This window comes from Rhizobium sp. BT04 (genome assembly GCF_030053135.1).
GTDB lineage: Bacteria > Pseudomonadota > Alphaproteobacteria > Rhizobiales > Rhizobiaceae > Rhizobium > Rhizobium binxianense.
The window spans coordinates 241,070-260,934 of the sequence record NZ_CP125653.1; the positions used below are offsets into that span (position 1 = coordinate 241,070).

General features: G+C 55.4%; 19 protein-coding genes. 7 read left to right on the plus strand and 12 right to left on the minus strand.

What is annotated here, in order from left to right; genetic code table 11:
- Positions 1 to 43 precede the first annotated feature (43 nt).
- Positions 44 to 1,003 carry a GlxA family transcriptional regulator gene (locus QMO82_RS32340; RefSeq protein ID WP_183608754.1) on the minus strand — a complete coding sequence of 320 codons (960 nt, stop codon included), beginning with the start codon at positions 1,001 to 1,003 and terminating at the stop codon, positions 44 to 46.
- Positions 1,004 to 1,089: 86 nt separating this feature from the next.
- On the opposite strand from QMO82_RS32340, the gene QMO82_RS32345 reads away from it, so the two are divergent.
- The 4 genes from QMO82_RS32345 to QMO82_RS32360 are packed head-to-tail and all read left to right on the plus strand — an operon-like array spanning position 1,090 to position 6,138.
- Positions 1,090 to 2,340, plus strand: coding sequence for a sarcosine oxidase subunit beta family protein (locus QMO82_RS32345; RefSeq protein ID WP_183608755.1), 1,251 nt, complete (start codon positions 1,090 to 1,092; stop codon positions 2,338 to 2,340).
- A 12-nt stretch (positions 2,341 to 2,352) separates the two neighbouring features.
- Positions 2,353 to 2,634, plus strand: a complete 282-nt coding sequence (locus QMO82_RS32350) for a sarcosine oxidase subunit delta (protein WP_183608756.1) — start codon at positions 2,353 to 2,355, stop codon at positions 2,632 to 2,634.
- A complete protein-coding gene (locus QMO82_RS32355; RefSeq protein ID WP_183608757.1) occupies positions 2,631 to 5,588 on the plus strand; it encodes a sarcosine oxidase subunit alpha family protein in 2,958 nt (985 codons plus the stop codon). Before QMO82_RS32350 ends, QMO82_RS32355 begins: the two co-directional genes overlap by 4 nt.
- Positions 5,581 to 6,138: a sarcosine oxidase subunit gamma family protein gene (locus tag QMO82_RS32360; protein WP_183608758.1), complete on the plus strand. Its 558-nt coding sequence runs from the start codon at positions 5,581 to 5,583 to the stop codon at positions 6,136 to 6,138. The genes QMO82_RS32355 and QMO82_RS32360 overlap by 8 nt, the downstream gene beginning before the upstream one ends.
- 358 nt (positions 6,139 to 6,496) lie before the next feature.
- Here QMO82_RS32360 and QMO82_RS32365 read toward each other — a convergent pair whose 3' ends face one another.
- The 11 genes from QMO82_RS32365 to QMO82_RS32415 form a co-directional block, all read right to left on the minus strand.
- Positions 6,497 to 6,874, minus strand: a complete 378-nt coding sequence (locus QMO82_RS32365; RefSeq protein ID WP_183608759.1) for a hypothetical protein — start codon at positions 6,872 to 6,874, stop codon at positions 6,497 to 6,499.
- 285 nt (positions 6,875 to 7,159) lie between these two features.
- Complete coding sequence (locus QMO82_RS32370; RefSeq protein ID WP_183608760.1) at positions 7,160 to 8,191, minus strand: hypothetical protein; 1,032 nt, start codon at positions 8,189 to 8,191, stop codon at positions 7,160 to 7,162.
- 12 nt (positions 8,192 to 8,203) lie between these two features.
- Complete coding sequence (locus QMO82_RS32375; protein WP_183608761.1) at positions 8,204 to 9,382, minus strand: MFS transporter; 1,179 nt, start codon at positions 9,380 to 9,382, stop codon at positions 8,204 to 8,206.
- Positions 9,383 to 9,393: 11 nt separating this feature from the next.
- Complete coding sequence (locus tag QMO82_RS32380; RefSeq protein WP_183608762.1) at positions 9,394 to 10,623, minus strand: glycosyltransferase; 1,230 nt, start codon at positions 10,621 to 10,623, stop codon at positions 9,394 to 9,396.
- A gap of 15 nt (positions 10,624 to 10,638) precedes the next feature.
- Positions 10,639 to 11,346 carry a histidine phosphatase family protein gene (locus QMO82_RS32385; RefSeq protein ID WP_183608763.1) on the minus strand — a complete coding sequence of 236 codons (708 nt, stop codon included), beginning with the start codon at positions 11,344 to 11,346 and terminating at the stop codon, positions 10,639 to 10,641.
- 1 nt (position 11,347) lies between these two features.
- A complete protein-coding gene (locus tag QMO82_RS32390; protein ID WP_272784126.1) occupies positions 11,348 to 12,334 on the minus strand; it encodes a nucleotidyltransferase domain-containing protein in 987 nt (328 codons plus the stop codon).
- Positions 12,335 to 12,840: 506 nt separating this feature from the next.
- A complete protein-coding gene (locus QMO82_RS32395) occupies positions 12,841 to 13,734 on the minus strand; it encodes a glycosyltransferase family 2 protein (RefSeq protein WP_183608765.1) in 894 nt (297 codons plus the stop codon).
- A 14-nt stretch (positions 13,735 to 13,748) separates the two neighbouring features.
- The gene (locus QMO82_RS32400) at positions 13,749 to 14,969 is read right to left on the minus strand and encodes an MFS transporter (protein ID WP_183608766.1); all 1,221 of its coding nucleotides are present in this window, start codon (positions 14,967 to 14,969) and stop codon (positions 13,749 to 13,751) included.
- Positions 14,970 to 15,001: 32 nt separating this feature from the next.
- The gene (locus QMO82_RS32405) at positions 15,002 to 15,595 is read right to left on the minus strand and encodes an HAD family hydrolase (protein ID WP_183608767.1); all 594 of its coding nucleotides are present in this window, start codon (positions 15,593 to 15,595) and stop codon (positions 15,002 to 15,004) included.
- A gap of 12 nt (positions 15,596 to 15,607) precedes the next feature.
- Positions 15,608 to 16,234, minus strand: coding sequence for an AAA family ATPase (locus QMO82_RS32410; protein WP_183608768.1), 627 nt, complete (start codon positions 16,232 to 16,234; stop codon positions 15,608 to 15,610).
- 126 nt (positions 16,235 to 16,360) lie between these two features.
- A complete protein-coding gene (locus tag QMO82_RS32415; protein ID WP_183608769.1) occupies positions 16,361 to 17,092 on the minus strand; it encodes a glycosyltransferase in 732 nt (243 codons plus the stop codon).
- Positions 17,093 to 17,121: 29 nt separating this feature from the next.
- Between QMO82_RS32415 and QMO82_RS32420 the strand changes: the two genes are divergently transcribed.
- From QMO82_RS32420 to QMO82_RS32430, 3 genes are read left to right on the plus strand one after another with little or no spacing between them, the layout of a single operon-like run.
- A complete protein-coding gene (locus QMO82_RS32420) occupies positions 17,122 to 18,156 on the plus strand; it encodes a Gfo/Idh/MocA family protein (protein WP_183608770.1) in 1,035 nt (344 codons plus the stop codon).
- The gene (locus QMO82_RS32425) at positions 18,149 to 19,240 is read left to right on the plus strand and encodes a DegT/DnrJ/EryC1/StrS aminotransferase family protein (protein WP_183608771.1); all 1,092 of its coding nucleotides are present in this window, start codon (positions 18,149 to 18,151) and stop codon (positions 19,238 to 19,240) included. The genes QMO82_RS32420 and QMO82_RS32425 overlap by 8 nt, the downstream gene beginning before the upstream one ends.
- 11 nt (positions 19,241 to 19,251) lie before the next feature.
- Positions 19,252 to 19,806 carry an NUDIX hydrolase gene (locus QMO82_RS32430; protein WP_183608772.1) on the plus strand — a complete coding sequence of 185 codons (555 nt, stop codon included), beginning with the start codon at positions 19,252 to 19,254 and terminating at the stop codon, positions 19,804 to 19,806.
- Positions 19,807 to 19,865: the final 59 nt, after the last annotated feature.

Consider the following 19,865-nt stretch of genomic DNA (forward strand, 5'->3'; position numbering starts at 1 on the left):
CAACCCTATCGTCATAGTGAAAATTTCTCAACCGTGAAGAAAACTATTCCCGCCGCGCCGCGCACGGAGCGATGCCGTAGACGGCGCGGAACATGCGGGAAAAGTGGCTCAGACTGGAAAATCCGGTGGCCACCGCGATCTCCGAGACGGAAAGCGGGCTCTGCTTCAGCAGGCGATGGGCATGCTGCAGCCTGATCCTGCGGTACTGATCGAGGAAGGTGGTGCCGAGATGGGCGGCAAAGAGCCGGTCGAGATGACGGGCGGTGACGCCGGCGATGCGCGCCATGGCGGCACGCTCGAGTGGCATCTCGATCGTCTCCTCCATCCGTTCGAGCACGCTGAGCAGGCCGGGATGGTGGACGCCGTAACGTTCGGCCAACGAAGCACGCTGGGGGGCAGCCGGCTCGTTGACCTCCGTATGAAGATACCAGTCGCTGACCCGGCGGGCGAAATCCGGCCCCATGCGCTCGGCGATCAGCACATGCATCATGTCGAGCGGCGCGATGCCACCGCCGCAGGTGATCCGGTTGCCGTCGATCATGAAGCGCGCCTGACGCGGCGTGAGCTCGGGGAAGGCTTCGAGAAGGGCGGCCGCATGCTCCCAGTGAATGGTGAAGTCGCGGCCGCTGAGCAGCCCCGCGGCGGCCATCAGATAGGGGCCGCCCGAAATGCCGCCGATCCGCACACCTTCGCGCGACAGCTGTCGCAAGCAGGCGAGCACGCCGGGATATCGCCAGTCGCGCGGCAACCCGCCGGCACAGACGAAAGCCGTTCCAAGTCCGGAGCCCCTGACGGGCAGAGGTTCGGCGGGGACGCCGACACCAGAGGAGGAAAGCGCCGGCGCGCCATCCGGCGAGAAGATCCGCAGCCGATAGATCTCGCGGCCGGCCAGAAGGTTTGCCGCCCTGAGCGGCTCCGTCGCCGAGGCATAGGACATCAGCGCAAATCCCGGGATAAGGATGAAGCCGATCGTCTGGACATTTCTACTATCAACAGAGGACATGTCTCTTTCTTAGCGATTCATGTCCTTACTGTGCAAGTTCGTCCGCTTCTTTCTGGCATCATGCCCCTGTTCTTTCCGGGTGACTCATGCGCTATTCCGCTCTTTCGATTTTCCTGAACGGCCTTCGCGGCAACAAAGGCTGGGCGCCTGCCTGGCGCGATCCGGCGCCGAAGCCGCATTACGACGTCGTCATCGTCGGCGGCGGCGGTCATGGTCTTGCCACCGCCTATTATCTCGCCAAGGAGTTCGGCGTCACCAATGTCGCCGTCCTCGAAAAGGCCTATCTCGGCTCCGGCAATATCGGCAGGAACACGACGATCATCCGCTCGAACTATCTGCTGCCTGGCAATAATCCGTTCTACGAGCTGTCGATGAAGCTCTGGGAGGGATTGGAACAGGACTTCAACTTCAACGCCATGGTCTCGCAGCGCGGCGTGCTCAACCTCTTCCATTCCGATGCCCAGCGTGACGCCTATACGCGTCGCGGCAACGCCATGCGGCTGCACGGCGTCGATGCCGAGCTGCTCGACCGGCAGGCGGTGCGCCGGAAATTGCCCTTCCTCGATTTCGACAATGCCCGTTTCCCCATTATGGGCGGCTTGTTCCACCCGCGTGGCGGCACGGTGCGCCACGATGCGGTCGCCTGGGGTTATGCCCGCGGCGCAGACAGCCGCGGTGTCGACATCATCACCCAATGCGAGGTGACCGGCATCCGCCGCGAAAACGGCCAGGTGACCGGCGTCGAGACCAGCAAGGGCTTCATCGGCTGCGGCAAGCTGGCGCTTGCGGCGGCCGGCAACTCCACCGTCGTCGCCGATATGGCCGGCCTGCGGCTGCCGATCGAAAGCCATGTGCTGCAGGCCTTCGTCTCCGAAGGGCTGAAACCCTTCATCGACAATGTCGTCACCTTCGGTGCCGGGCATTTCTACGTCTCCCAGTCCGATAAGGGCGGCCTCGTCTTCGGCGGCGATATCGACGGCTATAATTCCTATGCCCAGCGCGGCAATCTCGCTTCGGTCGAGCATGTGGCCGAGGCGGGGCTCGCGATGATCCCTTCCCTGTCGCGCGTGCGCTATCTGCGCTCATGGGGCGGCGTCATGGATATGAGCATGGACGGCTCGCCGATCATCGACCGCACCCATATCGACAATCTCTACCTTAACGCCGGCTGGTGTTACGGCGGCTTCAAGGCCACCCCCGCCTCCGGCTTTTGCTACGCCCATTTGATCGCCCGCAACACGCCGCATCAGACCGCCCGCGCCTTCCGGCTCGACCGCTTCGCGCGCGGCTATCCGATCGACGAAAAGGGCGTCGGCGCCCAGCCCAATCTGCACTGAGGATATTCGACCATGGCGAGCCTGATTTCCTGTCCCCATTGCGGCGTCCGACCCAAGGAGGAATTCTCGATCCGCGGCGATGCGAACCTTGTTCGGCCGGCGCCGGATGCCGGCGCGGATGTCTGGTTCGACTATGTCTATCTGCGCGACAATCCGCGCGGCCGGCACAGCGAATACTGGCACCACGCCTCCGGATGCCGCCGCTGGCTGATCGTCGAGCGCGATACCGTCACCCATGCCGTCCACGGCGTCAGGGATGCCGCCCTTGCGAAGCTCGGCGGAGAATCGGCATGACGAGCTTCCGTCTTTCCTCCGGCGGCCGCATCGACCGCGCCACTTCGCTCGGCTTCACCTTCGACGGCAGGCCCCTCGAAGGCCATCCGGGCGATACGCTTGCCTCGGCGCTGCTTGCCAACGGTATCAAGCTCGTCGGCCGCAGCTTCAAATATCACCGCCCGCGCGGCATCCTGACGGCGGGCGCTGCCGAACCGAACGCACTGGTGACGACAGGCAGTGGCGGGCGCACCGAACCGAACACACGCGCCACGATGATCGAGCTTTATCAGGGGCTGACGGCAAAGAGCCAGAACCGCTGGCCGTCGCTCGGCTTCGATGTCGGCGCGGTCAACGGGCTGCTCTCGCCCTTCCTCAGCGCCGGTTTTTACTACAAGACCTTCATGTGGCCGGCAGCCCTCTGGGAAAAACTCTACGAGCCGGTGATCCGCAAGGCGGCCGGCCTCGGCAGAGCCTCTTACGAAGCCGATCCCGATTCCTACGAGAAATGCTGGGCGCATTGCGATCTGCTGGTGATCGGCGCCGGCCCTGCCGGCCTTGCCGCAGCGCTGACTGCCGGCCGCGCCGGCGCGCGCGTCATCCTCGCCGACGAGGGCCCCGAACTCGGCGGCAGCCTGCTTTCCGACAACGTTTCTGGCGACGGCAAGCCGGCGGGCGCTCTTCTCCAAGAACTGCTTACCGAACTGGAGGGCCTGGAGAACGTGCGCCGCCTGCCGCGCATGACGGTGTTCGGCTGGTACGACGACAATGTCTTCGGCGCCGTCGAACGGGTGCAGAAACATGTGGCGATGCCCGATCCGGATCGTCCGGTCGAACGCTTGTGGCGCATCGTCGCCCGCCAGGCGATCCTGGCGACCGGCGCCGAAGAACGGCCGCTCGTCTTCGGCGGTAACGATATTCCCGGTGTGATGATGGCAGGCGCCATGCGCAGCTATCTCAACCGGCAGGCGGTGGCGCCCGGCCAAAACACGGTGATCTTCACCACCAACGATACTGCATATGACACCGCCGCCGACCTTGAAGCCGCCGGCCTCGCCGTCGCGGCGATCGTCGACAGCCGCGCCGATGGCGGCAAGGGCTGGCAGGGCCGCGCTGAAGTGCTGAAGGGCGCCCGGATCATCGATGCGTTCGGCGGCAAGCGCCTGCGCGGCGTCAGCGTCGAAACCAAAGACGGCCTTCGCCGGATCGAAGCGGATGCGCTTGCCATGTCGGGCGGCTGGAGCCCGATCATCCACCTTGCCTGCCATCGCGGGGCGAAGCCGCAATGGTCGGACGAGGCCTCGGCGTTTCTGGCGCCTGTCCAGCAGGAGGGCCTTGCCGTTGCCGGCGCGGCAGCCGGCATGGGGCAAACCACGGCCTGCCTCGGTGATGGCGCCGCAAAGGCGGCGGCGGCGTTGAAGGCGATTGGCTTTGCAGCGGCGGAGCCGGCCTTTGCTGCTGCTTCCGAGGCGGATGCACAGGCAAAGCCGCTCTGGTCGGTCAAGGGCTCGAAGGGCAAGGCTTTCGTCGATTACCAGAACGACGTGCATCTCAAGGATTTGGGTCTCGCCGTCCGCGAAGGCTACGGCCACGTCGAACTCGCCAAGCGCTACACCACATCAGGCATGGCGACAGACCAGGGCAAGCTTTCCAACATCAACGCCATCGGCATCCTCGCCGAGGCGCGTGGCGTGTCGCCCGCCGAGGTGGGAACGACGACCTTTCGGCCCTTCTATACGCCGGTTTCCTTCGGCGCTTTGACCGGGGCATCGCGCGGCAAGGATTTCCAGCCGGCGCGGAAATCACCGCTGCACGGCTGGGCTGAAAAGAACGGCGCGGTCTTCGTCGAAACCGGCCTCTGGTATCGTTCTTCCTGGTTTCCGCGCGTCGGCGAAACGACGTGGCGCGAAAGCGTCGACCGCGAAGTGTTGAACATCCGCAAAAATGCCGGCCTCTGCGACGTCTCGACCCTCGGCAAGATCGAAATCTTCGGTAAGGATGCGGCTGCTTTCCTCGATCGTATCTATTGCAACGGCTTCGCCAAGCTTGCTGTCGGCAAGGCGCGTTACGGCATCATGCTGCGCGAGGATGGCTTCATCTATGACGACGGCACCACCAGCCGCTTCAGCGACGATCACTTCTTCATGACGACGACGACCGCACTTGCTGCCGGCGTTCTGACCCATCTCGAATTCTGCGCCCAGACCCTCTGGCCGGAGCTCGACGTCTGCTTCGCCTCCTCGACCGATCAATGGGCGCAGATGGCCGTTGCCGGACCGAAGTCGCGCGCCATCCTCTCCGAGATCGTCGACGAGGATCTGTCGGATGCAGCCTTCCCCTTCATGAGCGCCCGCAAGGTTTCACTGTTTGGCGGCCGCATCGAAGGCCGGCTTTTCCGCATCTCCTTCTCCGGCGAACTCGCCTACGAGCTGGCGGTGCCGGCCGGCTATGGCGAGAGCGTTGCCGACGCGATCATGGCATCAGGTGAGAAACACGGCATCTGCGCTTATGGCGCCGAAGCGCTCGGCGTTCTCCGCATCGAGAAAGGCCATGTCACTCACGCGGAGATCAACGGCACGGTCACGCCAGGCGATCTCGGTTTCGGCCGCATGGTTTCATCAACCAAGCCGGATTTCATCGGCAAGGCAATGCTCGCCCGCGACGGCCTGCAGGATCCCGAGCGCCCGCGCCTTGTCGGCGTCAAGCCGCTCAATCCGGCAAGCGGCTTCCGCACCGGTTCGCATATCCTTGCCGAGGGCGCTGCGGCGACGCTCGAAAACGATCAGGGCTACGTCACATCGAGCGCTTTCTCGCCGACGCTCGGCCATACGATCGGCCTGGCGCTCGTCCGGCGCGGGCCGGAGCGCATCGGTGAAAAGGTGACGGTCTGGAACGGCCTGCGCAACGAATTCACCGATGCGGTGCTCTGCCATCCCGTCTTCATCGATCCCGAAAACGAGAAGCTCCATGCCTGATCTTCCGCAACACAAACCGGTTCTGGCCGGGACTAGATATACCGGCATCTCAGGGGCGGGCATCCGGCTGGAAGCCTTGCCGGAGGGCCATCTCCTGCATGTGCTCGGCGCAATCGAGCCCACCGCGCTCGCCGCGGAATTGGCTAAGGCAGGCTTTGCGAAAAGTTCGATCCGCAAGGCGGGCTTCCGCCAATGGTTCATCGCCGGCGACGAGCCGCTTAGCCCCGCCGGCCTCGATGCTCTCGCAGTCGCACTTGCGGGAAAGGCCTACGTCATGGACCAGAGCCACGGGCGTGTGCGCATCGGCGTCTCCGGCCGCTCTTCGCGGCTGCTTCTGTCGAAAGGCACCGCCGTCGATCTGGATCCTTCCATCTTCCCGGAGGGCCATTCTGTTATGACGATGATCGGTCATCTCTCCGTACAGATCGTCCGCACCGGCGACGACAGCTTCGAACTCACCGTTCTGCGCAGTTTTGCTGAAAGCCTTTGGGACGAACTCGGGCATATGGCGGCGAGCGCCGACAAGGACGGCGCATGGGGGCAGCCCTGACCGAAGCGTCCGCAATTCTGGCGGCTCCGGCGTTTTGACAAAGATAGCAGCTTCAGAGGCTTGCACGTCCCGAAGTCGAGATCAATGGTTAGCGCACAAAGCTTTGACACTGCCTCGGGATTGGGGAAAACTGCAGGTGAAAGGCTGAGCACCGGTTGAACCACAGCGTATCGACCTTCGTTCGGATCATCGTAATATGCCCGCCGCTGGAGACGTAGTTGGATGCACATCGAGATCGATCAAATGCGGCCCCTCCTTCAAAGCCAATAGGATAATCTTGCAAATTGCGACTTAGACAGCTCGAGTTCTATCGCTGACACCGCGCTAAATGAGGAATCGAGGAGCGCCATAATTCACCTTACCGTCCTCGTTCTGGCGTCCAGATCCATTGCTTGGGCACCAAAACTTCGAGCCGATCTCCTTCAACGACGTTGCCGCCGAGTTCGATGGTGCAGAGTAGACCTCGAAGGGTGGCCGCCGCCGCAACGAACTCAAGTTCTAAGTTGCTACGGTGAGGATAGAACTCTTTCACCGCCGCGCCGGAGCCCCGACACGGGTATGTCCTGTCTTCGACAAGAATACATCCGCCGTTGGGCAGACGCATTCTTGTTCCGCGTGGAAGAGACGAAAAGTCTTCTAATCCACTGATCAAAAAATTGGCATTTAGCCATTCCGGGTCAATTTTCGATATTCCCAATGACACTGCTAGGGCGTCGAGATCTTCGACGGAGAGCATACTGATTTGTCTCTGATTCCTGATTTCGGTGTCTATAGGAAGCCAAGGTACTCGTCGGTCGGATGTTCGGGTGAAACCTCGATATTTCGAGTTTCTTGTGGACTCATGAACTATCCCCTGAAGGTCCAACGTAAGTTCGCCGACTCTTGATGTGTACGAACTCCCTTCAGCGCGGACATAGAGGCCTGTGACAAAGCACTCAGTCTTAAATTTCTCTGTGCTGTTACTGATCATTTTCCCGCGAGTTGAACCTGATATCTGATAGTGTTGGTGACTAGCGGGCCTCTATCGCCAGCGTGGTTGGGCTAACGAAGGCGCTGTGCTCAATTCCCTCTGTCTCTTACGTGCGTTAAAGTCACGCACCGTGGAAACAGGGCCCGTCAGGTCGATTGCTCCCTCTACTTCGAAAACGCGCTCAAATTTAGAGGAACGCGCTTCAACCAGCAGATCGTCCAGGAAGTCGATTGCAGGCGCGAACCCTAAACACATGTGACGGCCACTGCCGAACGTAACCCCAAGGGCTTCGCGCTTATTGTTCTTTTCTAAGAGCGCACCGTTACACCGTAGCACGTCGATACCCACCCACCTGGGTTGTTCCTGTTCATCAGGATATAGTCTGTTGATGAAGCGGAAAGGCGGCATCTTCCCAAGGGCATCGAGGAGAAACCTCTCGCGTTCGGGACGAGACAGATCCCTGCCCGCTTCCAGTTCAGCGGCTCGATATAGTACGCTGGTCGCTGCGGCGATCATCGGCGTGTAGGAATCGATCAGTAGGTTCATGATCGCTCCTACGTCATTTCCTCGACGTATTAGAGCGCCTACCAATCCATCCGAAGCAAAACGTTCGGACCCAAAGAAATTATCGATGTAGGACAACGCTTTCGCTGCTTCATCGACCTTAGTGTAATCATGGAATATTACCAGTTCGATCAGCGGATCGGACATTTGCATCAATTCCAGATCCGCCTCTAGGCTGACGCCGAAATACATCGAGTGCCAGCGTAAGACTGCCATCATCAGATCGTCAGCGGTTATGCGATCTCTCCTAAAGAGTTCAGCTAGACTCGCGCGAACCATGTCACGCTGCTTGTATTCGTAGCTGCTGATACTTTCCAACAGCCTCTTCCTGACAGCCAAGTGCCTCTCGCCGTCGTTGTACATGGGCCATTGCTGAAAAAAGCGCTCGACCTGGGCCGCAACCAATGGGTCTATGCGTGCAATCTTGTCGTAATCTTCTCGTTTCCTGTTCGCTATCGCATGGGGGCAACCCAAAATTCTGGTAGCCTCATCAAACGTACTGACGATCCTTTTTTCCACAATGCTCCCCTCTTAACTGCGTTGGCTTCTAAGGCGCGAGTTGCGTGCATATTCGGTGGACATCGCGGCTACCCCAATCACGACGACGAGAGCCGCGAAGGCGAAGACCGAACGGTAGTTGAAGCTCGCCGCGTACCCGAACAGAACAGCGCTTGCGGCGGTGGCAGTGACTGAGACGACGTCGATCAGCGAAGTGGAAAGGCCGAGGCGTCCCGGTATCACTTCCTGCAAATACCCTATCGAGACGGAAATGAGGCAGGCAGCCGCTACGCCGTTCAAGATCTGTAGGCCAAGCAATTGAATGGGCGTGGCAACTACCGAGACGAGGAGGAGGTAGATGGCAAACAAGAGCGCTGAAAACGCAATTACCGCTACTTTGCCGTAACGACCTGCCAAAGTCCCCCAGAAAATGATTAGGGGCACCTCAACCAGCGCCGGAATAGAGACCGCGTAGCCGACGTCGCTTGCGGTCCCTTTTAGGTCGTTCAAGACAAACAACGGGATCGCCATACCGGAAAGCGTCAGCCCTACCCGGATACAAATCATTCCCAACACGCCAAGCCAGACGTCACGCACTGTTTCCCAATTGATGGGCTGCGGAGGCGTCGGCTTCGTTTGCGTATCCCTTAGATCGTTGGCTCGATTCGAAAACCAGATGCATCCGAAAATCGCCGCCACGAGTGTGTATAATGCCGGAACCAGCAGCAGAATAGAGTAAGCGGAGTACTTTGCGATAACGACCGCTACGATGGGAGGTGAAATTACCCACGCTAGAGAAAACGTGCTGCGTAGCCAAGAAATCGGCCGCTCAGAGTCCTCGTGCGTTGCCGCCAGATATAACCTTGCATATCCGAACATTTGGGAAAAGAGCACGGCACTGAAGGGCAGGCACAAGCAATATATCACAGCGAATGCTGCTTCTGTGCGAAGGAAGAATATCGAAAGCATACCGACGATCGCAACTACCGCGCATAGGACGACAAGCGAAGCCCTGTTATTTATGCGATCGAATAGCTGCCCAAGGAAGAAGGAAACGGCAATGACGGTCACCGAAAACGCCACGGTCAGACTGCCATAGACTGCAGGCGAAAGGCCTATGCCGTCTATCGCCACAACGGCGATGTAGGGCAGAAGCGTCGCGTATCCTGTACCGATAAGAAACGCGCAAACAAAAAGAGCTACACGCTGCATGTCAGCCTCCCTCAACCCAAAACCATCGACAGGTGAAATTCAGTCTCCGCCATCGAAAACACTTCCGATTTTCCCAAATCCGGCAGATCTGCCTTAAGAATGGCTGCGGGAGGCCCCGCCTCCATGATGCGAGACACGTCGTCAGCGGAGCGCACATAGCGATCCACAAGATCAGCAGCAGCAAGGTTGTGCCGCAGACCAAATTTCCGAGCGGAACTGACCATGCCATTCAGCTTTTGATACCAGATCCGGCCGTGGCCGTGATGATTCCATGCGGTTTCGAGATGCGAATCGAAAAGGATCACCCCTTCACATCGAGCTTCGAAAGAGCGTTTCGTAGCAGACCCCGCCAGATCGAAGTCAAAACAGAAATCGAAACGATCCATATCGTCCAACATGAGCCGCAGCGGTTCGCGATGGAACAGCTTGAAAGGCGAGACAACATCCGGAAACACCGTCGTTACCGCAAGCAGACGCTGAATGTGGAAAAGAATGCGCAGCCTATCGAGGAAAGCTTCGCGGCTGGGATGAAACCAAGAGTAGGGACTACTGGCCCAGCGGTTTCCAATTGCTACTGGTGACGATTCCAGAATGGGCAATAGGAGCCCCAATTGCGCAGCATGTATGCTGTTGTCGCAGTCAGTATAGCCAATGATATCGAAGCCTTCAGCAACAGCGGCAAGGCAGCCTAAAACGACCGCTCCTCCCTTGTTTGACTGCTCCAAGGTTGTCAGCCTAGACAGCGGACCGCTAGAATACGGGTAGCCTTGCTGCAATTTAAGGACCGTGGCTCGTCCCTCGAAGCCCGCAGCGGCAATGAGTTCACTCGCAACATCTCCACTTCCTTCGGGGCAATCGTCATCGACAAAAAAGACGTGCCAATCCGTCTTTGTTCCTGAAAAGAGCCAATCGAGTGCTAGCAATTTATCGACGGCGCAATTTTCTCCGTGAGGATTGGTCTCGTCGCTGGGGCGCAACCGGCGCACTTCCCTCCACATCGGGACAACCAAAGCCAACCTTTGGGAAGTCTCCGATTGGATGGCGGCGCGTTTCGCCTTCGCGAGAAGTGAAGATATGCTGGCGATCACCGGATCGCCATCTGGTATCTCCATCAGATCGGTAACATCGGAGCGACTTGTATCAATTGCCTTAGTAGCAACATCCAAGAAACGCCTTCGATAGTTTCCGTCTTGCATGACGGATTTAAGTGAAACGTCATCAAGAACTATTGAGTCTGCCACGGATACCTCTAAATTTTATATAGAAACTATTTCAACCCACGCTTCTGAAATTTTCCACGTGGACAGTTGGTAGGAGGCAAAAGATGCGTTATTCGGCCGTATTTTGAATATGTCGGAAACGGCCAGAGCATCATTGAAGAAGGTTTCGACGATGCGCATAATTCCGGCATGCGTGAAAACACATATTGTCTGGTGAGCACGGGAATCGGCCAGCATTTCGAGATCAGTCAGGAATGAGGCTACCCGCCGAGCAGCTTGGCGGTAAGTCTCGCCACCGTCGGGAGCATAATCCACGTTCCCGGCTGCGAACTCTGGCACGTCAACTCTCGGCCCCCCTTGCAGTACGCCGAGATCAACTTCGGAGATTCTTGCGTCCCGCATTATTGGCAGCCGTATGTCTCTCTTCGCGGCGAAGATATTCGCGGTTTCCCACGTACGGGTGAGATGGCTCGCAACTAGCAAATCCGGCGGCTCAAGGAGCGTCAAAGGAATGTTTGCGGCTTGCATTCTTCCTTTTTCGGTAAGCCTGGTATCCAAGGTTCCTGACACAAGTCCTTGGTTGTTCAGCTCGGTTTCTCCATGCCGGATGAAATAAACGGTAGCCGTCGTCTGCGGCCGGACCCAAGATTTGCGACGTTCAGCCATATCGGTCCAGCTATAAATGTTTGTTCCCGGAATCGCTTTTGACACGTACAATTGTTGCCCTCGTGCAAATAATTTCACACTAAAAAATCAGTCTCGTTAAGAATCTAGGCGACCACATGCCGCTGTTCTCATGAAGAAATCGGTATAGTTCCGATGTTAATTTTCTTGAGTTATTTTCAAGAGAAAGAAATGTGATATTCAAATGACGATCTTCATAGGGTAATCTGCTCAAACTTAATCGAACCTCTGAAGAAGATATCATTTCCAAAAAGAAGTCGTATGCTTCTTCTATAATATGGAAATTGCGATCGCGGCATTCCTCGAAGACGAAACGTATTCTGTCGAGAGGAGGCAACTCAATCGCACGAAGGAACCAGTCGTAGGCTTCGCTCTCGCGTTTCCCGCTAGCGCAAGCAAGGACGAGCAGGAGGCCGCAATGCATGATTATTCGGCTGTGTTTTAGCTTGACGTTCCTGAGCGCCCATTTTTCCTTTTCCTCCCGAAAAGAGGACTCGTTGTTGACACAAACGGTCCGGAAGTACCGGATCGCGTCGTTGAGAAGGAAAGTAAATGAAGGCTGCTCGGAACGTGAAAAGACGTAGGTGTGCGCGATCGTCGACACCTGGGACTTAAGGAGATCAGCGTTCGCCACAGATGCGTGCTCCAACAGAAGAAGAAGCCGCTTACTTACGTTCTCGTAAGTATCCCCGGCAGTTCCGATATTCGCAATCAGATCGACCAGTTCAGTGGCCTTATTGAAGACCCCGTGAGGATTTGGAATTGATAGACCGAGATCCCTCGCGATTTTGGAGAGCGCCGTTAGTAGCTTTTCCTCGTTCGTTTTTCCGAGAATAATGAAGTCGATGTCAGACTGCGAGGACGCTTCCAACCTGGCCAACGAGCCAACAACCGCAACCGAGGTGGTGTTGTCCAAATCGAGGGTACCGAGGCGTTGGCGAATGTCATCTATCTTCTGAAGCGAGAATAAACGCGCTTGCTCTAGATGCCGGTGTCGTCGCTGCGCCCCTCTATCAGTATTTGTCTCGACTGCGGCATCTCGGCGCATATTGCTTTCCTGGTGATGGTTGGAGCGGCTGCGAAGGGGTTATCTGCCTCGGCGACCTCACGGGGCGGTGTGTCTACCATGCATGGAAATCTTCACCTTTCCCAGGCAGCCGGTGGTCATGCAAATGCAGTCTACCTCCACATCTTCTATCGTCATCAGCTCGCGCTCGGGGGAGGCACAAAGTGAGCCTTTTGTCGCCTTGCGATTAAAACCGCAGCGCTGGCAACTGATTATAAGACCTTGCTGCTCCGAAAGATCCCGGAGCTGTACGTCCCTTTTCCAACCCTCGAAGTACGGCATGATGCAGTCCACCTGTTTCAAATGTGATTGTCCCTACCTGAGCCCTCTTTACCGATTTTTTATACCTACACGCGATTCGTCAACAAAAATACGATTTGAAATTGTTCGTTTAATCAGAAACGGCCTGTTGCCGATTTGTCCTTTCCCCATTTCAAGGTCGCAGTCTCCGCCTTAAGATTTGGAGAGGGACAGCAATCCTCCCCACATTAAACTTTAGCTATCTCAGCATTACCGCGCCGATCTTTGGCAATTCTTAGAATTTTTTCCATTCGGATCAGGAGCTCAGTCCAAATATTATCCAATACATTATTATTTGGGTTGAAGTATGGATCTAAAATGTACTGGCACATTACCGAAAAATCTCGGTGCTTGGACGAAAAGTAATCCAAATTCTGCCGCCATGCTTTATAGCGGGTAGCTTCTACTGGCCATTTGAACTCATGATATTGATGGAGGCCTGCGATAGAGGGGTTGTAAATAAGTTCACCTCCAAGTTTTCGGAACCGGTAGGCAAACTCGCAATCTTCAAAGCCCCATCCCTGAAAATTCTCATCAAACCCCGACAACGCTATCGCATCCGCCCGGCGCATGGACATGTTGTGGCCGAAGCAAAGGTGCCAGCCGATCTCTATCTCTGCAAGACTTGACGAAAAGACGGAAAAGAAGTCGGTTCGATCATCGTCAACTGATGGAAGCTCGAAAATCTCCTCGGTAGACAAGCCCTTCGGGGTAACGGACAACTGCCTCCTCGGCCCGACCTGCAGAAGTGGCGACGCGGAGAAATCGAATAACTTCGCATGGCTTTCGACAAAATCTGACCGAACGACCATGTCGCAATCAAGGAAGATAACGACATCTGCTGACGAAGCGTGAAGGCCCGCATTGCGAGCCTTAGATATTCCGCCATTCCGTTGCGAAATGTACCGGATGTTCTCCGAAATCAGATTATGTAGGACCAGATTCTGTGGAGGGACAACCGACCCATCATCTACCACTAATATTTCGTAGCGCCTCGGCGTGCGTTGGCTCACGAGTGACGTAAGCGTGTTCGTCAAAGCATCGATGCGATCCCTGTAAGGAATGATTACGCTGATATGCATAGGTGTGTCCTCATTTAGGTTTTTGCAGATTGCTCCTCCGGGGCACTGGCCGCACCACGTTGAAGAGCAAATAGCGTTACGGCTGCAACGAAAGCAAAGATGCCCGCCACCGCCGACAATCCTGAGTACCCGAGTGACGAAACGCCTATCCCGAGTGTCCCGGAGGCAATCGCCCATCCGGCGAAGCCAGTCACTGAGATCAAAGAAGTGCTTAAACCTAGTTGATCCGGAATCAAGTCTTGCAAAAACGTAATATTAATACTCATTAGCGCGGACGCGCCGATTACATTCAACGGAATTATTAGATATATACCAGCTATAGACGAAGCATTAGATTGAATGACCAAGTAAACGGAATATATTATTGCCGCCACAGCGATTATGGTGGATTTTTTAAAGCGCTTTAACTGTGACGACCAAAACAGCATCATTGGAATTTCTAACAGGGCTATTGCTCCGGCCAAAAAGCCCACATCAGACGCAGTGCCTCTCGCTTGATTCATGACGATGAGCGGGAAAATTATGCTGTTTATCTTTCGCGCCCCCTCCAAAAGCGACATCGCCGCGATAGGGATTAGAATTCCGTTCACAAGAACTCGCCCGTTGGTTTTGCGGGGAGACTTGGGTTTCTCAGCAGGTTGGATTACGGGCAACGGCTTCGCGGTCGCCAAAAGAACAATCGTAATCGCATAAAATGCAGCGCCGAATGTGTAGAGCCACTGGAACGAAAGACCCACAAGGACAGCAAGCCCGACCACCGGTGGAATGAGAACATATGAGCCCGCTATCAATGTTCTGGATGCAGACGTTATTAGTTCTGCGTCGCCCTTTGACATGGCCGACGCGAACTGCCGGATAGATGCAAAAAATTGCTGGAACAATGTCGCAGCGAACGGAAGCAAGATGGCATGGACGACGACGAACGTGATGGTCCCAAAGTCTACCAGCATTGCGACATGGCCGAGCAAACCACAAATTGCCGCGACAAGCATAATGCCATATCTGCTGTTCAGTCGGTCGCTCAAAGCGCCGAGCGCCATGGAGAAGACTAGCGAAACGACCGAAACCACTATTAGGAATGCAGAATACATCTGCGGAGATAATTTTAGGGTCTCAAGTGCAATTATCGATTGATAGGGGGCCACCGATGCGACGGCACTGCCGGTCAATAACAAGCAAATAGCGTTCCTGAGAGCGCCGCGATTTGAAGTCACAATACCGATATAGTTGCTCAAAGCAGCTCTCCTCCTCGCAATGGTTCAACCATTCAGATGTCGAACCCATGCTCGGCTAATTGCTCATATATCTTCGCGTTTCCGACGTATTGTATCGACGTTATCCCTGCGCGAGCACCCGCACTAACAAACCTCGGGTCATCGTCGATGTATAAAATCTGATCGGTGCTACATGCCGCCTTGGTGATAGCGAATTTGTAGAATTCTGCATCAGGCTTCGCCTTGCCAATCTGATAGGAAGCGACGATAAAATCGGCGGCATCAGCGAAGCCGTGATGCAGCATCTCTTTTTCCAATCGCGAGGTGGCATTCGTCACAAAGCCGACGCGGATGCCGCTAGATTTGAGAGATCTTAGAAGAGTAATGTATTCATGGTTGAGATCTCCCAGGTACGACAACCACCTGCGAACCAATTCCGACGGCAGGTTCTTCGCAAGCTCGGCTGCCCAATCCTCGTGATGTACTCTTCCGACAGTGGCCGCAAAGCCGATTTCTGAACCGAATGCCGAGGTCATAATCGTACCGATCGGCAGACCGAACTCGTGTTCGAGTTCACTTACAATCAGTGGGTTCCACATAATGGCCACATTGTGGACGTCGGACAGCACGCATCGAAATTTTGCCATTGGGCCTCAGTTCTAGTGGCGGCATTCTGAAACAAAACGAGGCTCCCGGAAGCCCTCGATGAATTGAACGCATTCTTCGACGATGGTTGAAATTGGTGCCTGGGCCCCTATCGATTTGCAGGGCCACGACGCTTTGCGCAAAGAACGAAAATACTCATTAAAACGCTCAACAAAATCGGAGCTTTCAAAGAAGCTCGGTCTGTTAGCGTCGATCAGTGCTCTTGCCTGGACTGTCGCCGGTTCCGCATCAAGGTGGATGGTGGCGTCAAGATTGATTTCTCCGGCGAAGGAAGTGGCCGCTTCCCAACATTCGTCAATGAATGCGGACTCCCATCGAGCGCTCCCATACATGTGGGCGACAAGAGTTTCGACTGTTCGGTCGATCAGCAAGATGGTGTCCGTCGCCGCCTGGCAAGTCGCCAATGAAATTCGTTGAGCGTTGATATTAGCAAAGAAGCGAATGGCTTTTAGTTGCTCAGCCGTAGTCTGGGGATTCAGAGGGGGAAGCCGTCCACCGGGAAAAAGGAAATACATGAATTCCGGCACAATCACCACGTCATGCGAAAGCTTAGCGGCCAGTTGGATTGCCAACGTTGTCTTCCCTGCGAGAGCCGTACCCTCGATGCCGATCAACATCATCCGAAACATCCGTCTTTTCTAAAATACCCGCTACAGTTGAATTTTATGACAGCCTAATATGGCATCCATCATTGCAACCTTCGAGGGATAATGGAAGTAGAGTCGGGATGGAATGGCCGCGTCAAATTAGCGCACGGTTCCCCTTCCGTACCAGTTCTGCCAATGCCTAGCCGACTTCAGCCTAAATTTTGACATGTAGGGATTGGTCCAAAAGATCATTTTCCAGGCAGGCCATTTGTCCATTCTCCGGCTAGAGGGAAAGACAAAAACGTCGGTTGGAATACCCAAAAGTTTCCCATGTTCCTGCGCATGATCATGTAGACGCCAATAAAAATCCGTGTCCTCTGCAAACCACAAACCCTCATCATATCCGCCGATTGCCTCAAACTCTTCACGGCGAATGTACTGGCAAACACCCTGCGTCATCGGCCTACTGGATCGAGCAGCATACCAGTCCCAAAATCTCGCATATTGTTGAATTAGCCAGCTTTTTGGCTCGTAAAAGCCTCGCACAGCGCCGCCAACGACTCCCGCCTCAGCGAAGGCAACTAAGGTCGCGAAAAAGTTCTCGGGAACGATCGTGTCGGCGTCGACAAAGACGATCATTTTACCCTTCGACCCCTTTGCACCAAAATTGCGCACGGAGCCAATGCTTCCCCCTCGCGGCAGGTTCAGAATGGTATCAGCCAAGTTCGCTTCGCGGGCGGTGTTGTCAGTGCTGCTATGATCGACCACGACGATCTCCGCACTTGCCTCATTTTTAGGCACGAGCTGGATGCTTTGTCGCAACGCTACCAGGGTCTTGGCAATATACGCCTCTTCGTTGTATGCAGGAACCACTATCGAGAAATCAATCATCGTATTTTGCCCCCTAGTATGAAAGTTTGATGACGATGGACGGAATAATTTCTTCGCCTATAGATAGCGTAACTTCTGAGTTTGTGAAGGTAGGAATTGTCGGCCTTGGAGCCCAAGGACGCGACGTGCTGTTACCGACTCTGCAGTCTCTTAAAGAGGTAAGGATCGATGCAATTTGCGATCGCGATCCTCAACTAAGAAAGGAGGTCTCGGGTCAAGCTTCGATCTCCAAAGCATACGCCAACATTGAAGAGATCCTCCAAGATGACGACCTGGATTGTTTAGTGGTCGCGTGCCCGCCGGATCGACACTACGAAATTGCGATTGCGGCCCTAGAGGCCCAAAAGCCAGTCTTCATCGAGAAACCTCCCGCGACCAATTTAGGCGACCTAAGGCATCTGGTTGAACTGAGTGAAAAACTAAACATCGTGAATGGTGTTGGTATGAACTTCCGGTTTGCCACTGCCATTCAAAAAATAAAACAGCTAATCGACACCAACGCCTATGGCACCCCCGCGACAATAAACATCAAACATCTTGCAGGATTCCCAAGGCAGCCGATGTGGGGCGTCAGCTCACTTGAAGCATTGCTGTTTGCGCAAACTATTCACCCTGTAGACTTGGCGATATATTTGGCCGGACAACCGGCACACTTTAAATCTCGGATCGCTGAGAACGACGGCAAGATTACGATCTTCTCCCACATTGGATTCGAGAGCGGCACTGAATGCACCGTGATCACAGGTAATGCTGCTGAAAAATTCTATTGGGGCCTTGAGGTAATAACCAACCAAGGTGCGATTATTGAGTGTCGGCAGTTATGGGAGGTCAACGTTTGGACACCTAGCCACCGCGAAGATTTTCCTTCGCGTGAGTCATGGCGCAACACTTGGACTGCCGGTCCTTTAGATAGAGGCTTCAGCCGAGTCGGCTATCGCGGGGAGCTTTCGATTTTCCTCGACTGCGTCCGAACAAAGAAACGTTTCACGCCGAGTTTTTCGGATCTCATCCCTACTTACGGAATCTTGTCAGATATTGCCGCACAGGAGATTCAACGTGATTGATATTAAGCACTCTGTTGTCAGTGAAGAGATGGCCAAGGCTGTTTTTGAAACGCTATCAAGTGGCCGACTTGCGGGAACGGGAACAATTATTGAGGAATATGAGCGCGGCTTGGCGGAGGAGTTCGGCTCACGTTTCGCGGTCGCTTGCTCTAGCGGGACGACCGCAGTATCTTTGGCGATCCTGGCCAGCGGAATTCCCTCGGGTTCTACCGTTGCGGTGCCCTCGATAGTTCCGACCATGACGCCATTGGCCGTCATCGGCGCGGGCTGCATACCACATTTCGTAGACATCGGCAGTCCGGAAACTGTGGGTGTCAGCTTCGATCAAATAAAAGCCCTTGCCCTCGCGGGCAAAATTCAGGCCGTCGTGGCGGTTGCGATGTGGGGGTATCCGTCTTCGGAAGCTGAGCTGGCGGAGTTGTGTGAAGATCTGGGCATCGTCCTTATCGAGGACGCGTCGCATGCTCACATGGCGACACTTGGGAGCAGGAAACTCGGCACGTATGGTCGTGTCGGAGCCTTCAGTACGCATGAGAGAAAGCTCCTTTTCACGGGCGAAGGTGGCTTCTGTCTGACTGATGATGAGACAGTTGCGGTACGATTGAGGGCCTTGCGAGAGTTCGGTCGGCTGGGGAAGAACGGAACATTCGCTGAATCAAGCGGCTATAACTTCAAACTAGCTTCTCCCTTGGCTGCGTTAGGGCACGTCCAGGTGCGAAGCTTGGAAAAAAGAATTGCCGATCGTCAAGTTGTATGGGGGAGCCTGTACGAACTCGCCCGACAATCGAAACAAGTCTCGCCAATCGAACTTCCGTCCAACAGCAGACCTTCGACGTACGGATTTCTTGCGCTTGCGGCGGAGCGAGAGACTGCCGCCCGGCTGCAAAATGACCTTGAGGCAATTGGCGTGTTATCGGATACGAAGAAATACAATCACCGGCCCGTTTATGAGATTGGAATCTTCAAGGATCATGCAAAAGAGGACTGCAAACATTCGAGAGACTTTTGTGAAAGGGCAATCGCCTTACCGGCACATGAGGGCGTGTCTGCCATCATACTGGACAAAATTGGCTCGGTGATCTGAGGGTGGATTGCGTGACGGATCTAAACTCCTTCAAACAAAAGATCGAAACATACGCCCTGAAGGCCTCCTCGCAGCAGAACGAGAGAGATTATCAAAACGCAGTTCGGACGATTGACCTGCTCACATCTGTCCGAGAGCCGTTTGGCCGCGATCCAAATTTTTCCCATATAACAGCCTCTGCGTGGGTAATGAATGAGTCGCGCAGCGCATTGATACTAACCCACCACAAGAAGCTAGATACTTGGCTACAGGTAGGCGGGCATTGTGACGGCGACCCATGCCCCGAAAGAGTCGCCTTGAAGGAAGCGAACGAGGAAACTGGCCTGAAATCAATTCGGCAGATGTCCACCGAGCCTGTCGATATTGATATCCACCTCGTTCCGGCGAATGCCAAAGAGCCAGCGCACTACCATTACGACGTTCGTTACATCTTATTAGCAGATGAAAACGAGCCTCTCGGTATGTCAGATGAGTCGAACGATTTGAGATGGGTCCGGTTTTCCGAGCTAGATCTATTCACCAATAGGCCCTCGGTATTGATCGCTAGGGAAAAGCGAGGCTTATGAACGCCTCCGGCTACCCTACGGTTGTCCTGCCGCTTGGTGGTCGCGCGGTTGGTCGGACC

Excerpts from the sequence above, each read along its gene's own strand:
- QMO82_RS32340 (WP_183608754.1), bottom strand. The coding sequence starts at position 1,003 with ATGTCCTCTGTTGATAGTAGAAATGTCCAGACGATCGGCTTCATCCTT.
- QMO82_RS32345 (WP_183608755.1), top strand. The coding sequence starts at position 1,090 with ATGCGCTATTCCGCTCTTTCGATTTTCCTGAACGGCCTTCGCGGCAAC.
- QMO82_RS32350 (WP_183608756.1), top strand. The coding sequence starts at position 2,353 with ATGGCGAGCCTGATTTCCTGTCCCCATTGCGGCGTCCGACCCAAGGAG.
- QMO82_RS32355 (WP_183608757.1), top strand. The coding sequence starts at position 2,631 with ATGACGAGCTTCCGTCTTTCCTCCGGCGGCCGCATCGACCGCGCCACT.
- QMO82_RS32360 (WP_183608758.1), top strand. The coding sequence starts at position 5,581 with ATGCCTGATCTTCCGCAACACAAACCGGTTCTGGCCGGGACTAGATAT.
- QMO82_RS32365 (WP_183608759.1), bottom strand. The coding sequence starts at position 6,874 with ATGCTCTCCGTCGAAGATCTCGACGCCCTAGCAGTGTCATTGGGAATA.
- QMO82_RS32375 (WP_183608761.1), bottom strand. The coding sequence starts at position 9,382 with ATGCAGCGTGTAGCTCTTTTTGTTTGCGCGTTTCTTATCGGTACAGGA.
- QMO82_RS32390 (WP_272784126.1), bottom strand. The coding sequence starts at position 12,334 with ATGCGCCGAGATGCCGCAGTCGAGACAAATACTGATAGAGGGGCGCAG.
- QMO82_RS32395 (WP_183608765.1), bottom strand. The coding sequence starts at position 13,734 with ATGCATATCAGCGTAATCATTCCTTACAGGGATCGCATCGATGCTTTG.
- QMO82_RS32405 (WP_183608767.1), bottom strand. The coding sequence starts at position 15,595 with ATGGCAAAATTTCGATGCGTGCTGTCCGACGTCCACAATGTGGCCATT.
- QMO82_RS32410 (WP_183608768.1), bottom strand. The coding sequence starts at position 16,234 with ATGATGTTGATCGGCATCGAGGGTACGGCTCTCGCAGGGAAGACAACG.
- QMO82_RS32415 (WP_183608769.1), bottom strand. The coding sequence starts at position 17,092 with ATGATTGATTTCTCGATAGTGGTTCCTGCATACAACGAAGAGGCGTAT.
- QMO82_RS32420 (WP_183608770.1), top strand. The coding sequence starts at position 17,122 with ATGACGATGGACGGAATAATTTCTTCGCCTATAGATAGCGTAACTTCT.